This is a genomic window from Roseateles asaccharophilus (assembly GCF_031458115.1).
GTDB classification, from domain to species: Bacteria; Pseudomonadota; Gammaproteobacteria; order Burkholderiales; family Burkholderiaceae_C; genus Pelomonas; species Pelomonas asaccharophilus_A.
Genome location: NZ_JAVDXV010000002.1, coordinates 456988 through 470577, shown reverse-complemented (window position 1 = coordinate 470577; position 13590 = coordinate 456988). Strand labels below are relative to the sequence as shown.

At 69.5% G+C, this 13590-nt stretch carries 11 protein-coding genes; 8 read left to right on the top strand and 3 right to left on the bottom strand.

Going from position 1 to position 13590, the window contains the following annotated elements; translation table 11 throughout:
- Window positions 1-92: 92 nt before the first annotated feature.
- From J2X21_RS06755 to J2X21_RS06745, 3 genes are all read right to left on the bottom strand, one after another.
- Window positions 93-2675 carry a TonB-dependent receptor gene (locus J2X21_RS06755; RefSeq protein ID WP_310326458.1) on the bottom strand — a complete coding sequence of 861 codons (2583 nt, stop codon included), beginning with the start codon at window positions 2673-2675 and terminating at the stop codon, window positions 93-95.
- Between the two features lie 191 nt (window positions 2676-2866).
- Window positions 2867-3370 carry an EF-hand domain-containing protein gene (locus J2X21_RS06750; RefSeq protein WP_310326455.1) on the bottom strand — a complete coding sequence of 168 codons (504 nt, stop codon included), beginning with the start codon at window positions 3368-3370 and terminating at the stop codon, window positions 2867-2869.
- On the bottom strand, window positions 3367-4170 hold the full coding sequence (locus J2X21_RS06745) for a DUF4198 domain-containing protein (RefSeq protein WP_310326452.1): 804 nt from the start codon (window positions 4168-4170) through the stop codon (window positions 3367-3369). Before J2X21_RS06745 ends, J2X21_RS06750 begins: the two co-directional genes overlap by 4 nt.
- Before the next feature lie 286 nt (window positions 4171-4456).
- On the opposite strand from J2X21_RS06745, the gene J2X21_RS06740 reads away from it, so the two are divergent.
- The 8 genes from J2X21_RS06740 to J2X21_RS06705 all read left to right on the top strand — a co-directional run bounded on the left by J2X21_RS06740 (window position 4457) and on the right by J2X21_RS06705 (window position 13569).
- Window positions 4457-5677 carry an efflux RND transporter periplasmic adaptor subunit gene (locus J2X21_RS06740; RefSeq protein ID WP_310326450.1) on the top strand — a complete coding sequence of 407 codons (1221 nt, stop codon included), beginning with the start codon at window positions 4457-4459 and terminating at the stop codon, window positions 5675-5677.
- 15 nt (window positions 5678-5692) lie between these two features.
- A complete protein-coding gene (locus J2X21_RS06735) occupies window positions 5693-8848 on the top strand; it encodes an efflux RND transporter permease subunit (RefSeq protein ID WP_310326448.1) in 3156 nt (1051 codons plus the stop codon).
- A 1-nt stretch (window position 8849) separates the two neighbouring features.
- Window positions 8850-10253, top strand: coding sequence for an efflux transporter outer membrane subunit (locus tag J2X21_RS06730; RefSeq protein ID WP_310326445.1), 1404 nt, complete (start codon window positions 8850-8852; stop codon window positions 10251-10253).
- Window positions 10250-10858: a TetR/AcrR family transcriptional regulator gene (locus J2X21_RS06725; RefSeq protein ID WP_310326443.1), complete on the top strand. Its 609-nt coding sequence runs from the start codon at window positions 10250-10252 to the stop codon at window positions 10856-10858. The genes J2X21_RS06730 and J2X21_RS06725 overlap by 4 nt, the downstream gene beginning before the upstream one ends.
- 22 nt (window positions 10859-10880) lie before the next feature.
- Window positions 10881-11693, top strand: a complete 813-nt coding sequence (locus J2X21_RS06720; RefSeq protein ID WP_310326440.1) for a thymidylate synthase — start codon at window positions 10881-10883, stop codon at window positions 11691-11693.
- Complete coding sequence (locus tag J2X21_RS06715; protein ID WP_310326438.1) at window positions 11690-12181, top strand: dihydrofolate reductase; 492 nt, start codon at window positions 11690-11692, stop codon at window positions 12179-12181. The genes J2X21_RS06720 and J2X21_RS06715 overlap by 4 nt, the downstream gene beginning before the upstream one ends.
- 72 nt (window positions 12182-12253) lie before the next feature.
- Complete coding sequence (locus J2X21_RS06710) at window positions 12254-12997, top strand: alpha/beta fold hydrolase (protein ID WP_310326435.1); 744 nt, start codon at window positions 12254-12256, stop codon at window positions 12995-12997.
- Window positions 12998-13173: 176 nt separating this feature from the next.
- On the top strand, window positions 13174-13569 hold the full coding sequence (locus tag J2X21_RS06705; RefSeq protein WP_310326432.1) for a hypothetical protein: 396 nt from the start codon (window positions 13174-13176) through the stop codon (window positions 13567-13569).
- Window positions 13570-13590 lie beyond the last annotated feature (21 nt).

The following is a 13590-nucleotide window of genomic DNA, read 5'->3' as shown; positions in this document are numbered from 1 at the left end:
GTCTCGGGGGAGTTGCTGGCCCTAAATGTGCCTCACGTCCACCGCAACAGAACGGCCCCCCGAAAACCGGGCCCGGCGCCGCCGGACGCGCCTCAGAAGTCCGCGCTGAGGCTGAGCGCGAACGTGCGCCCCGGCGCGGTGGACAGCTCGATCTGCTGGCGGTCGCGCGCGTTGGCGGGCTGCAGGCTGCGCGTGCCGGCGTACGACCAGTAGCGCTTGTCGCCCACGTTCAGCACGGCGGCGTTCAGGCGCAGGTTCTTGCTGAGGCGCCAGTAGCTGGCCACATCGAAACGGGCAAAACCCGGCACGCGGTACAGCACGACGGTGGAGTCGGGCAGCTGGGCGCCGGGGTTGTTCGTGAACGACTGGCGTGCGTGGGCGACGGCCTGCTTTCCGCGCACGAAGGTGCCGGTCAGGTGCAGGCCCCAGGCACGCTGTGCCGCCTCGTAGCCGAGGCCGGCCACCGCCTTGGCGGGCTGCACGGTGTCCAGCGGCACGTCCTTGTCGCCGGCGTAGTGGGACTTGGAGGTGCCCTTGCTGTAGCCCAGCGCCCATGTGCTGTACAAGCCCTTCACAGCCGGCGTCCAGGTGCCGTGGTCCAGCCGAACGCTCAGCTCGCCGCCGTAGATGTTGGCCTCGTCGCGGTTCTCGGCCTGGTACAGGATGCTCAGGCTGGGCTGGATGTTGACGAACTTCTCCGGGTTGTTGGCGCGCGTGAAGCGGGTGTAGGAGATGAAGTCCTCGTACTGCGTGTAGAAGGCCGACGCGGCGAACGTGACGCCGGCGGTGGGCGTGCCCTTGAGGCCGATGTCGAAGGCGTTGCTGGTCTCTTCCTTCAGGTCGCGGTTGCCCAGCAGCGCGTAGGTGCCGCCGCCGCTGTTCCAGTAGCCGAAGATCTCGCTGTTGCTGGGCGCGCGGCCGCTGCGCTTCCATTGCGCGTAGGCGGTCAGGCTGGGCTGCAGCTCGTACAGCAGCGCCAGGCTGGGGCTGACGATGTTGGTGGTGGGCGCATTGCCGTACAGCGCCTCCAGCTCGGCCTGCGTGATGCGCGGGTTGCCGAAGCGGCCGGTGTTGCGGATGCTGGGGTCCACGCGGTCCACGCGCAGGCCCGGCACCACGGACAGGCGCTTGCCGGCGACCTGGAAGTCGATGGTGTCCTCGGCGAAGACGCCGGTGCGCACGGTCAGCGTGTCCGGGAACGGTTGGCCCACGGCGCCCAGGCCGGTCTCGCTGGTCGTGAACGGGTGTTCGTTCTCGGTGCGCGAGTGGTTCAGCCCGAACTTGAGGCCGTGGTTGGCGATGCGCTTCTCGGCCAGCGTGGAGAAGCCGATCTGCTCGGTCTTGTTCTGTGAGGCCTCGCGGACGTTGACGTTGGTGGCCAGCGTGACGGTGTTGGTCACGTCGTCCATGTCGGTGTTCTGCACGTACAGGCGCGTACTGAGCTTGTCGACCCAGCCGTCGGCGCCTGGCGTCCAGGTGTGGGCCAGCGACACCGTGTCGCGCTTGGTTTTCGCGTCCTGCACCGACTTGCCGGTGATGGCCGTGGCGGCGGTGTTCCAGCTGTCGAACGACGAGTCGCTCTGCTTGCGGTACAGGTCGGCGGACAGCTCCAGCCGGTGCGCCGGGGTCACGCGCAGCACGCCCTTCAGCAGCAGCGCGTCGGAGTGCCAGTCTTCCGGGTAGGCGGCAAAGGTGTCGCTGTTGTTCTCGGTCTGCTGGCCGTCGCGGCGCGTGTAGCTCAGCAGCAGGCCCAGGTCGCCGCTCTGCGCGGCCAGCGTGGCGCCCTTGCTCCAGGTGCGGTTGGCCTCGCTGTAGCCCAGCTTGGCACCGGCGTGGAAGGGCTTGCTGGCGTTGACGAAGTCTTCCGGCGACTTGCTGCGGAAGCTCACCGCGCCGCCGATGCCGCCGGCCGAGCGCTGCGAGTTGGTGGTGCCGGACTGGATGTCCACCGACGCGTACATGTCGGGGTCGATGAAGTCGCGGCCCATGCCGAAGGTGCCGTCCTCGGAGCGCGCGGTCAGCGGCGCGCGGCTGATGGCGTCGGGCATCTCGATGCCGTCCACATCCAGGCCCACGCGGTTGCCCTCGACGCCGCGGATGTTGTAGTTGGTGGTGCCGCCGCGGTCATAGCGGCTGGCGCCGCGCGTGGAGCCCAGCGCGGTGCCGGGCGCCTCCACCAGCGGCTGGTAGCGGATCACGTCGGCGATGCCGGTGCCGCCGTTGCGCTCGACGTCGTCCTGCGTCAGCACCGTGCGGGTGCCGGCCTCGGCGCGCTCGGTGGCGGCCTTCACGCGGACGACCGGCAGCGCCTCGGCCGTGCGCAGCAGCCACACGCCAGCGCTGTGCTGGTAGACCTCCAGGTCGGTGCCGGCCAGCAGGCGCGCGAAGCCCTCGCGTGCTTCGAAGCGGCCTTGCAGACCGGCGCTGCTGCGGCCGGCGACGAGGGTGGGATCCATCTGCAGCGTCACGCCGGCGGCGGTGGCGAAGCGGTTCAACGCCTCGCCCAGCGGGCCGGCCGGCACGCTGTGGGCGACGGCGGCCTGCTGCGCCTGTACGGGCGACAGCCAGGCGGCGCCGCCGGCGAGCGCCAGCGTCAGCAGCGCCTGGCGCGCGGCCTGCGCGAGCGGGGAAACGGGGGAAGCAACGCCAACGACGGCGCGGTTGTTCTTGTTCATTGCGAAACCTTGTGGGTAGGCCCGTTGGCTGGCTTCGCAAGGTTCGCGATGGCTGGCTGGGGAATCGTGCGGCAGCGTCGCCTTCGGGGCGAGCGCGGCCATGCAGCCGGCCCGGCCGGGTCGGCTGATGTCAGGGGTGTTTCTGGAGATTCGCGCCGGCGGCGGCAGTCAGCCGCTGCGGCGACGCGAACTCAGGGCGAGACGAAGCCGGTCTTGCCGGCCTTGCGCTCGTCCTCGGCGATCTTCACGTCGGCCTCGTCGACGGTGCTGTCCTCGTTGCGATCGTGCAGCTTGAACATGCGCAGGCCCGTGGCCTGAAACTCCTCCAGGCTGATGCTGCCGTTCTTGTCGGCATCCAGCACGCCGAAGCGCACCTTGGCCTGGCGCATCTGGCGCTGCAGCTCTTCCTTGCGCTTCTCGGGGTCGGCGGTCTTGCTGATGCGTGCCATCAGCCGGCCCTCGAACTCGCCCAGGTACTCGGCCTCGCTCAGCTGGCCGTCGGCGTTGAAGTCGATGCGCACGAACTCGACCTGGCGGCCCAGCTTGAATTCGGCAAGCGAAACCTTGCCATCGCCGTTGATGTCCTGCTCGGTCATGAACGTGGTGGAGGAATGCGAGGCGGCCACGGCCGGCAGTGCGGCCAGGGTCAACAGGGTGGCGAGGAGGCTGTGCTTCATGGCGGCGGCGGTGTTCATGGCTGGGGCTGGACTTCGATGGTGAGCGTGGCGGTGTTGCTGAGCCACAGCGCGGGGTTGTCGGGGGACGCGCGGCGCACGCGCACCTGCAGCAAGTACAGGCCCGCGGTCTTGGGCTTGAAGCTGACCTCGCCGGCGGCGTTGGTGCTGAAGTCCTGCTCGGCCTGCTTCTGACGGGCGTAGTTCTGGCCGTCGGTGATGACAGTCACCGTCTCGCCGGCCAGGGGCTTGCGGTTCTCACGCACGCGCACCGTGACGGTCTCGCCGGCATAGAGGTCGTAGGGCTTGGTGACCGGGTAGATCTCGACGCCTTCGGCCTCGAAGTCCACCGACGCGCTGGGCTTGCCGCGCGTCACGTAGACGTCGGCGCGCGTGATGCTCTGCACCTCGATGGGCTGGTCGCCCGCCTGCACGTCGTCCTTGCGCTCGGCGAAGTGCACCTTGCCGCCGCGCAGCACGCCCTTGGCCAAGCGGCCCTTGCGCACGCCGGACGAGACCAGGTAGGTGCCATTGCCGGCGGCCAGCGGCACCTCGAGATAACTCGCGTCCTTCAGCACGGCGGCCGGCGTCAGCGGCAGCTTCTTGCCGTCCGGGCCGATCAGGTGGAAGGCGTCGGAGCGCATTGCCACGTCGGGGCGCAGGTCGCCTTCGGCGAACGAGGCCTCCACCGTCACATGCTTGCGCTGCTCCTCGGTGTTGAAGCTGTTGGGCTTGAGATAGGGCGAATGGGCCTGGGTGCCCGCGCTGAGCAGCAGCGGGGTCAGCCACACGGCGAGCTTTTGGGGCCGGAGCAAGGACATGGTGTTGCAAGGGATGAACAGTGGCGGCGGACTATAGATGCGAATTACTTTCATTTGCGAATCATTCTCATAAAGCGTAGGGATATGCGGTCGACGCGCCCTCCACGCCGGGTGGCGGCGCTTCTGCGCGCTGGCGTCAGGGCCTCCTTGTTCACCATCCGTACCGCTTGTCACGGTCCGCCCGCAATGACCCCACGGAACTGAACGGTCATTCAGAAATTGCTTGCCTTTGGTTTCATCAAAAATAGAATGAACGCTCATTCAGTCAAAGAACACGAGGCTTTCCATGCCCAAGCTCCCTTCCCGCTCCTCTCTCGGCATGCCGGCGTTCACGCTGCTGACCGTTGCGGTCGCCGTCCTCGCGGCGTTCACGCTGAGCGCCTGCAGCCCCGCCGAATCCCAGTCCGCCGCCGGCAAGGCCGGTGCGCCGCAGGCGGCCAAGGTGGGCGTCGTCACGCTGCAGCCGCAGCGCGTGGAGCTCAGCGCGGAACTGGCCGGCCGCACGGTGGCCTTCCAGAACGCCGAGGTGCGGCCGCAGGTGACGGGCATCGTCAAGACGCGCACCTTCACCGAGGGCAGCGACGTGAAGGCCGGCCAGCTGCTGTACCAGATCGACCCCGCCAGCTACCAGACCGCGCTGGACAGCGCCCGCGCGTCGCTGGCCAAGGCCGAGGCCAACGCCACGACCGCCAAGCTGAAGGCCGCCCGCTACGACGAACTGGCCGGCATCGACGCCGTGGCCAAGCAGCTGCGCGACGACACGCAGGCCGCGCTGAAGCAGGCCCAGGCCGACGTGGCCGCCGCCACCGCCGCCGTGCGAGCCGCGCAGATCGACCTGGACCGCACCCGCGTCAGCGCCCCCATCGCCGGCCGCATCGGCCGCTCGGCAGTGACACCCGGCGCGCTGGTGACGGCCAACCAGGCCGGCGCGATGGCCACGCTGCAGCAGCTGGACCCGATCTACGTGGACGTCACGCAGACCAGCGCCGAGCTGCTGCGCCTGCAGCGTGACCTGGCCGAAGGCCGGCTGCAGCGCGACGCCGCCGGCCAGGCCCGCGTGAAGCTGGTGCTGGAGGACGGCACGACCTATGCGCAGGAGGGCAAGCTGCAGTTCAGCGAACTGCAGGTGGACCCCGCCAGCGGCAGCGTGACGCTGCGCGCGCAGTTCCCCAACCCCAAGCGCCAGCTGCTGCCGGGCATGTATGTGCGCGCCCAGGTGCAGAGCGGCGTGCAGGGCCAGGCCATCCTGGCGCCGCAGGCCGCCGTGCAGCGTGACCCCAAGGGCAACGCCACCGCGATGGTCATCGGCAAGGACGGCAAGGCCGAGGCCCGCCAGCTGCAGACCGGCGCGGTCATCAACGGCCAGTGGCTGGTGACGTCGGGCCTGAACGCCGGCGACCAGCTCATCGTCGACGGCCTGCAGCGCCTGCGCCCGGGCGCGCCGGTGGTGGCCGCCCAGCCGACTGCCACTGCCGCTATCGCCGCTTCGGCCACGGCCGCCCGCTGATCGGAGGCCCATCTCATGGCTCGCTTCTTCATCGACCGCCCCATCTTCGCGTGGGTGCTGGCCATCGTCATCATGCTGGCCGGCGCGCTGTCCATCCGCACGCTGCCCATCTCGCAGTACCCGGACATCGCGCCGCCGCAGATCTCCATCAACGCCAGCTACCCCGGCGCCTCCGCCAAGACGCTGGAGGACACCGTCACCCAGATCATCGAGCAGAAGCTCAAGGGCATAGACGGCATGACCTACATGTCGTCCACGTCGGACTCGCAGGGCAACGCCAGCATCACGCTGACCTTCGCCGCCGGCACCAACCCCGACACCGCCCAGGTGCAGGTGCAGAACAAGCTGCAGTCGGCCACGCCGCTGCTGCCGCAGGAGGTGCAGCGCCAGGGCGTGCAGGTGGTCAAGTCGACCTCCAACTTCCTGATGGTCGTGGGCTTCGTGTCCGAGGACGGCAAGCTCGCGCAGGTGGACCTGGCCGACTACGTGTCCGCCAATGTGCTGGACCCGCTGAGCCGCGTGGAGGGCGTGGGCGAGGCCCAGCTGTTCGGCGCGCAGTACGCGATGCGCATCTGGCTGAACCCCAACCAGCTGACGCAGCACGGCCTGACGCCGGCCGACGTGTCCGCCGCCATCCAGGCACAGAACGCGCAGGTCTCCGCCGGCCAGCTGGGCGCGGCGCCCGCCAACCTCGGTCAGCAGCTCAACGCCACCGTGACGGCGCAGAGCCGGCTGCAGACGCCGGAGCAGTTCCGCAACATCGTGCTGAAGAGCAAGGTGGACGGCGCCACCGTGCATCTGCGCGACGTCGCCCGCGTGGAGCTGGGCGCCGAGAACTACGCCACCGTGTCGCGCTACAACGGCCACCCGGCCGCCGGCCTGGCCGTGAAGCTGGCCACCGGCGCCAACGCGCTGGCCACGGCCAAGGCGGTGGAAGCCGAGATCAAGCGCCTGGAGCAGTTCATGCCGCAGGGCATGAAGGCCGTCATCGCCTACGACAGCACGCCCTTCGTCGAGGTGTCCATCCACGAGGTGGTGAAGACGCTGATCGAGGCCGTCATCCTCGTGTTCCTGGTGATGTATCTGTTCCTGCAGAACTTCCGCGCGACGCTGATCCCGACGATCGCGGTGCCGGTGGTGCTGCTGGGCACCTTCGGCGTCATGGCCGCGGCGGGCTTCTCCATCAACACGCTGACGATGTTCGGCCTGGTGCTGGCCATCGGCCTGCTGGTGGACGACGCCATCGTCGTGGTCGAGAACGTCGAGCGCGTGATGACCGAGGAGGGCCTGTCGCCCGTGGAGGCCACGCGCAAGTCCATGGGCCAGATCACTGGCGCGCTGGTGGGCATCGCGCTGGTGCTGTCGGCCGTGTTCGTGCCCATGGCCTTCTTCGGCGGCTCGACCGGCGTCATCTACCGCCAGTTCTCCATCACCATCGTGTCGGCCATGGTGTTGTCGGTGTTCGTCGCGCTGGTGCTGACACCGGCGCTGTGCGCCACGCTGCTGAAGCCGGGCCACGGTCCCGCCACGAAGGGGTTTTTCGGTGCCTTCAACCGCCGTTTCGACAGCGCGACGAACGGCTACCAGGGCGTCGTCGCCCGCATGATCCGCCGCTGGGGCCGCCACCTGGTGGTCTACGGCGCGCTGGTGCTGGGCATGGCCTGGCTGTTCCTGCGCCTGCCCACGTCCTTCCTGCCGGATGAAGACCAGGGCATCCTGTTCACGCAGGTGCAACTGCCGTCCGGCGCCACGCAGGGCCGCACGCTGGAAGCGCTGCAGCGCGTCGAGAACCATTTCCTGACCGCCGAGAAGGACAACGTGCAATCCGTGTTCTCCGTCATCGGCTTCAGCTTCGCCGGCCGCGGCGAGAACATGGCCATGGGCTTCGTGAAGCTGAAGGACTGGAGCGAGCGCAAGGACAAGGGCCAGAGCGTGCAGGCCGTGGCCGGCCGCGCGATGGGCACCTTCATGCAGTACCGCGACGCGTCGGCCTTCGCCTTCGCGCCGCCGTCGGTGCCGGGCCTGGGCACGTCCAGCGGGTTCGACGTCTACCTGCAGGACCAGTCCGGCATCGGCCGCGACGCGCTGATGGCCGCGCGCAACCAGTTCCTGGGCGCCGCGGCGAAGAACCCCAACCTGTCCGCCGTGCGCCCCAACGGCCTGGAGGATGCGGCCCAGCTGCGCCTGGACGTGGACACCGCCAAGGCCGGCGCGCTGGGTGTGTCGGTCGCCGACATCAACTCGCTGCTGTCCACCGCCTGGGGCGGCGCCTATGTGAACGACTTCCTGGACCGCGGCCGCGTGAAGAAGGTCTACATGCAGGCCGACGCCGCCTACCGCATGCAGCCCGACGACCTGAACGCCTGGCGCGTGCGCAATGCGTCGGGCCAGATGGTGCCGTTCTCGGCCTTCGGCACCGCGCATTGGGAGCAAGGCCCGGCGCGCCTGGAGCGCTACAACGGCCTGCCCGCCGTGGAAGTGTTGGGCGGCGCCGCGCCGGGCAAGAGTTCTGGCGTGGCGATGCACGCGGTGGAGCAGATCGCCGCCGAACTGCCGAAGGGCGTAGGCATCAGCTGGACCGGCATGTCCTACCAGGAGCGCATGACCGGCGACCAGGCGCCCATGCTGTACGCGATCTCGCTGCTGGTCGTGTTCCTGTGCCTGGCCGCGCTGTACGAGAGTTGGAGCATCCCGTTCTCGGTGATGCTGGTGGTGCCACTGGGCGTCATCGGCGCGCTGCTGGCCGCCACGCTGCGCGGGCTGTCCAACGACGTGTACTTCCAGGTCGGCCTGCTGACCACCATCGGCCTGTCGGCGAAGAACGCGATCCTGATCGTGGAGTTCGCCAAGGAGCAGATGGAGCAAGGCAAGGACGCCATCACCGCGACGCTGGACGCCGTGCGGCTGCGGCTGCGCCCCATCCTGATGACGTCGCTGGCCTTCGCGCTGGGCGTGCTGCCGCTGGCCATCGCCACCGGCGCCGGTTCGGGCAGCCAGAACGCCATCGGCACCGGCGTGCTGGGCGGCATGTTGAGCGCCACCGTCCTGGGCATCTTCTTCGTGCCGGTGTTCTTCATCGCCGTGCAGAAATGGTTCCCGTACCGCGCTGCCAAGAACACTTCTCAGGCGCCCGCCCTGCCGGTCGCGCCCCAAGCCCTGGAGGGCCACTGACATGAGTTCCAAGTTCCTGAGCCTCACCGCGCTGGCTGCCAGCCTCGTGCTGACCGGCTGCGCCAGCATGGCGCCCACCTATGAGCGCCCGGCCTCGCCCGTGGCCCAGCAATGGCCCGTGCCGCAAACGACCGGCGAGCAGGCCAAGGCGGCCGACATCGCCTGGCGCGAGTTCTTCACCGACCCCAAGCTGCAGACGCTGATAAGCCAGGCGCTGGCCAACAACCGCGACCTGCGCGTGGCGCTGCTGAACGTCGAACGTGCGCAGGCGCAGTACGGCGTGCAGCAGGCCGACAGCCTGCCCACCGTGGCGGCCGGCGCCGGCCAGACCGCGACGCGCGCGCCGGGCGGCACCATCACCCGCCAGTACACCACCACGCTGGGCGTCAGCGCCTACGAGCTGGACCTGTTCGGCCGCGTCAAGAGCCTGAACGACGCCGCGCTGCAGCGTTACCTCGCCACCGACGACGCCCGCCGCAGCGCGCAGATCAGCCTCATCGCCCAGGTGGCCGGCGGCTACCTGACGCTGGCCGCCGACCAGGAGCGCCTGCGCCTGGCCGAGCAGACGCTGCTGGCCCGCCAAGACGGCCTGCGCCTGACGCAGCGGCTGCAAGGCGCGGGCGTGTCGTCCACGCTGGATCTGCGCCAGGCCGAGATCGCCGCCGAGACCGCGCAGAGCGACCTGGCCAGCCTGACCGCCCAGGTCGCGCAGGACCGCCACGCGCTGGAGCTGCTGGTGGGCCAACCGCTGACCGCCGCGCAATGGCCCGCCGCAGGCACCGATGCGCCCGTCACGCAACTGGCCGAGCTGTCGGCCGGCCTGCCCAGCGACGTGCTGCTGACCCGCCCCGACGTGCAACAGGCCGAGCGCACACTGCAGGCTGCCAACGCCAACATCGGCGCGGCGCGCGCGGCCTTCTTCCCACGCATCAGCCTCACCGCCAGCGCCGGCACGGCCAGTGGCGAGCTGGACGGGCTGTTCCGCTCCGGTTCGGGCCTATGGAGCTTCATGCCGCAGGTGTCGCTGCCGATCTTCGACGCCGGCCGCAACAGCGCCAATCTGAAGATCGCCAACGTGGACCGCGACATCGCCGTCGCGCAGTACGAGAAGGCCATCCAGGGCGCCTTCCGCGACGTGGCCGATGCGCTCGCCGCACGCGCCACGCTGGGCCAGCAGGTCGCGTCGCAGCAGCGGCTGGTGGCGCAGACGCAGGACGCGCTGCGGCTGGCCGAGGCACGCTTCCAGCAAGGCCTGGACAGCCGCCTCAGCACGCTGGACGCGCAGCGCACGCTGTACGGTGCCGAGCAAGGCCTCATCAATGCGCGTCTGGCGCAGCAGGTCAACCGCGTGACGCTGTACAAGGCGCTGGGTGGCGGCGTGCAGGCGACACAATCCGCGTCGTGACGCTCTCCAACACCCCCTCCGACCGCACCCTGGCACGCCGCCAGCAGGTGCTGGATGCCGCGGCCGAGTGCTTTCGCCGGCGCGGCTTCCATGCCGCCAGCATGGCCGAGATCGCCAAGACGGCGGGCATGAGCCCCGGCCACATCTACAACCTGTTCGAGAACAAGGACGACATCATTGCGGCCATCGTCGAGCGGGACTGCGAGGAGGTGCTGGGCCGCATCGCCGAGTTCCAGCAGGGCGGCGCGCTGCTGGAGCAGATGCTGGCGCGCACGGAGGAGGCCATCGACGAGCACAGCGAGGTGGCCGAGGCCGCGCTGCAGCTGGAGGTGCTGGCCGAGGCCAGCCGCAACCCCAAGCTCGCCGCCGTCGTGCAGCGCAGCGAGGCGCTGGTGAACCAGAAGGCGCAGGAGCTGATCCGCCAGAGCCTGGGCGAGCACGCCGACCAGCTGCCGCCGGACGAGATCCGCGGCCGCGCGCTGCTGCTGGGCGCGCTGTTCAACGGCCTGACCGTGCTGGGCGTGCGCTACCCGGCCATGCCGCAACAGACGGCCGCCATGGCGCCGGTGATGCGCCGCGTGCTGCAGGTGCTGATGGCGCCCTAGCGGACGCGGAGACAATGGGGCCATGAGCACGCCCCGCCCTCCGCAGCAATACGAAGATTTCATGCGCCATGTGTTCGAGCATGGCGTGCAGAAGAGCGACCGCACCGGCACCGGCACGCGCAGCGTGTTCGGCCACCAGATGCGCTTCGACCTGGCCCAGGGCTTCCCGCTGGTGACCACCAAAAAGGTGCACCTGAAGTCCATCGTGCTGGAACTGCTGTGGTTCCTGCGCGGCGACAGCAACGTCAAGTGGCTGCAGGACCGCGGCGTGACGATCTGGAACGAGTGGGCGCGCGAGGACGGCGACCTAGGCCCCGTCTACGGCGTGCAGTGGCGCAACTGGCCCACGCCGGACGGCGGCCACATCGACCAGATCGCCGACGTCGTGAAGACGCTGAAGTCCAACCCCGACAGCCGCCGCATCATCGTCAGCGCCTGGAACGTGGCCGACCTCTCCAAGATGGCGCTGATGCCCTGCCACGCGTTCTTCCAGTTCTACGTCGCCGACGGCAGGCTGAGCTGCCAGCTGTACCAGCGCTCGGCCGACATCTTCCTGGGCGTGCCCTTCAACATCGCCAGCTACGCGCTGCTGACCATGATGCTGGCCCAGCAATGCGACCTGCAGCTGGGCGATTTCATCTGGACCGGCGGCGACTGCCACATCTACGACAACCATATGGAGCAGGTGCAGACCCAGCTCGCCCGCGAGCCGCGCGCCTACCCGACCATGACGATCAAGCGCCGTCCGGCCAGCATCTTCGACTACGAGTTCGAGGACTTCGAGCTGAGCGGCTACGACCCTCATCCGGCGATCAAGGCGCCTGTCGCTGTATGAGCCAGATCACCTTGGTCGCGGCCGTCGCGAAGGACGGCGCCATTGGCCGCGACAACGCGCTGCTGTGGCACATCCCCGACGACATGGCGCGCTTCAAGGCCGTCACGGCGGGCAAGCCGGTCGTCATGGGCCGCAAGACCTGGGAGTCGCTGCCGGCCAAGTTCCGCCCCCTGCCCGGCCGCCGCAACCTCGTCGTCAGCCGCTCGGCGAGCGAGCTGCCCGGCGCCGAGGTGTTCGTCAGCCTTGATGCGGCACTGGCCGCCTGCAGCGAACCCGAGGTCTGCGTCATCGGCGGCAGAGACATCTATGCGCTGGCGCTGCCCCACGCCGACAAGCTCGCGCTGACCGAGGTGGACGCCGCCTTCCCCGACGCGGACCGCCACTTCCCCGCCTGGGCGCGCGACGCCTTCCTGGAAGCCGCCCGCGAAACGCGCATCGGCGCCAACGGCCTGCGCTTCGACTTCGTGGACTACCTGCGCCGCGGCTGAACGAGGGCTTGTCCGACACGGACCGCCCGCCTGCGGGCGTACGGTGGCAGCTCTGCCACTGATGGAGCCGTCATGGCCGCCACCCCGCTGCTGCTGTTGCCGGGCCTGATGACCGATGCGCGAGTCTGGGATCCGCTGATCCACGCCGCCTCGGCGCAGCGCCTCATCGTCATCGGCCAGACGCACACCGCCGACAACATTGCCGAACTCGCCGCGCAGGCGGTGGCCAGCATGCCCGACGGTCCGTTCGCGGTGGCGGGCTTCTCGCTGGGCGGCTACGTGGCGCTGGAACTGTGCCGCCAGGCGCCCGAACACGTCGCCGGCCTCGCATTGATCGACACCAGCGCGCGCGCCGACACGGCCGAGGCACGGCAGAACCGCGAGCGCATGGTGGCCGCGCTGCGGTCCGGCGAGGCGACGTTCGCGCGGGCGATCGCCGGCTTTCCGGCCAAGCTGTTCCATGGCCACCATGCGGAGGACCCGCGCCTCGTGCGCCTGCTGGAAGGCATGGCGCGCAGCACCGGCCAAGCCGGCTTCATCCGCCAGCAGACCGCCGCGATGCACCGCCAGGACGGCCGCGACGTGTTGAAGTCGCTGCGCTGCCCGGCCCTGGTGCTGTGCGGCGTGGACGATCAGGTGACGCCGCCGGAACGCAGCCAGGAGATGGCCGACCTGCTGGCCGGCGACGTGGAACTGGTGACGGTGCCGTCGGCGGGCCACATGACCACGCTGGAGCAACCGCAAGCGGTCGTGCAGCCCTTCCTTCGCTGGTTGGGCAAGGTCGATGCGGCGCGTGACGGGGAAAGCGTCGTGTAGATCTGACTGCACACCCCGGCGCGGCCAGTCAACCAACTGCGGGTGGGGCCGCTGCATGAGCGCGTGTCGAGCCTGTCCACCATCACCTGTCGGGAACGGCACTTGCCGATCCAGGTTGCGGCAACCGTCGCACCGTGGCGCCGTTTGGCGAACGGAACACCCACCGGAGATTCATGATGAACAAGCAACTGAATCCGATGACATCGCTGATCGCGCTGGCCGCCGCCGGTCTGATCGCGGGCTGTGCCAGCCAGTCGCAGTCCGACAACGAAAGCGCGAACAACGCCGCATCGGGCCAATCCGATGTCGTGAGCCAGACCAACCCGCTGGACTCGCAAGCGCCGGCGGACACCATGCCCGCCGCGCCGGCCAACCAGTACGCCGAGGCGCCCCAACCCGCGCCGACCGAGCCGTTGACCCAACCCATGGATCAGACCCAGCCCGCGCCGATCGCGGCGGCCGAGCCGTCCCCGCCCGCTCCGGCCATGGACACGTCTTCCACGATGTCCAACACCAACACGGCACCCGCGTACACCGAGGAGGCGCTGCCTCCGCGACCCGACCGCAACTGATCTGCCGCCTGCGCATGGACC

Bases quoted from the DNA above. Each gene is read 5' to 3' on its own strand.
- J2X21_RS06755 (WP_310326458.1), bottom strand. From the start codon at position 2,675: ATGAACAAGAACAACCGCGCCGTCGTTGGCGTTGCTTCCCCCGTTTCC.
- J2X21_RS06745 (WP_310326452.1), bottom strand. From the start codon at position 4,170: ATGTCCTTGCTCCGGCCCCAAAAGCTCGCCGTGTGGCTGACCCCGCTG.
- J2X21_RS06710 (WP_310326435.1), top strand. From the start codon at position 12,254: ATGGCCGCCACCCCGCTGCTGCTGTTGCCGGGCCTGATGACCGATGCG.
- J2X21_RS06720 (WP_310326440.1), top strand. From the start codon at position 10,881: ATGAGCACGCCCCGCCCTCCGCAGCAATACGAAGATTTCATGCGCCAT.
- J2X21_RS06705 (WP_310326432.1), top strand. From the start codon at position 13,174: ATGAACAAGCAACTGAATCCGATGACATCGCTGATCGCGCTGGCCGCC.
- J2X21_RS06740 (WP_310326450.1), top strand. From the start codon at position 4,457: ATGCCCAAGCTCCCTTCCCGCTCCTCTCTCGGCATGCCGGCGTTCACG.
- J2X21_RS06730 (WP_310326445.1), top strand. From the start codon at position 8,850: ATGAGTTCCAAGTTCCTGAGCCTCACCGCGCTGGCTGCCAGCCTCGTG.
- J2X21_RS06750 (WP_310326455.1), bottom strand. From the start codon at position 3,370: ATGAACACCGCCGCCGCCATGAAGCACAGCCTCCTCGCCACCCTGTTG.
- J2X21_RS06735 (WP_310326448.1), top strand. From the start codon at position 5,693: ATGGCTCGCTTCTTCATCGACCGCCCCATCTTCGCGTGGGTGCTGGCC.
- J2X21_RS06715 (WP_310326438.1), top strand. From the start codon at position 11,690: ATGAGCCAGATCACCTTGGTCGCGGCCGTCGCGAAGGACGGCGCCATT.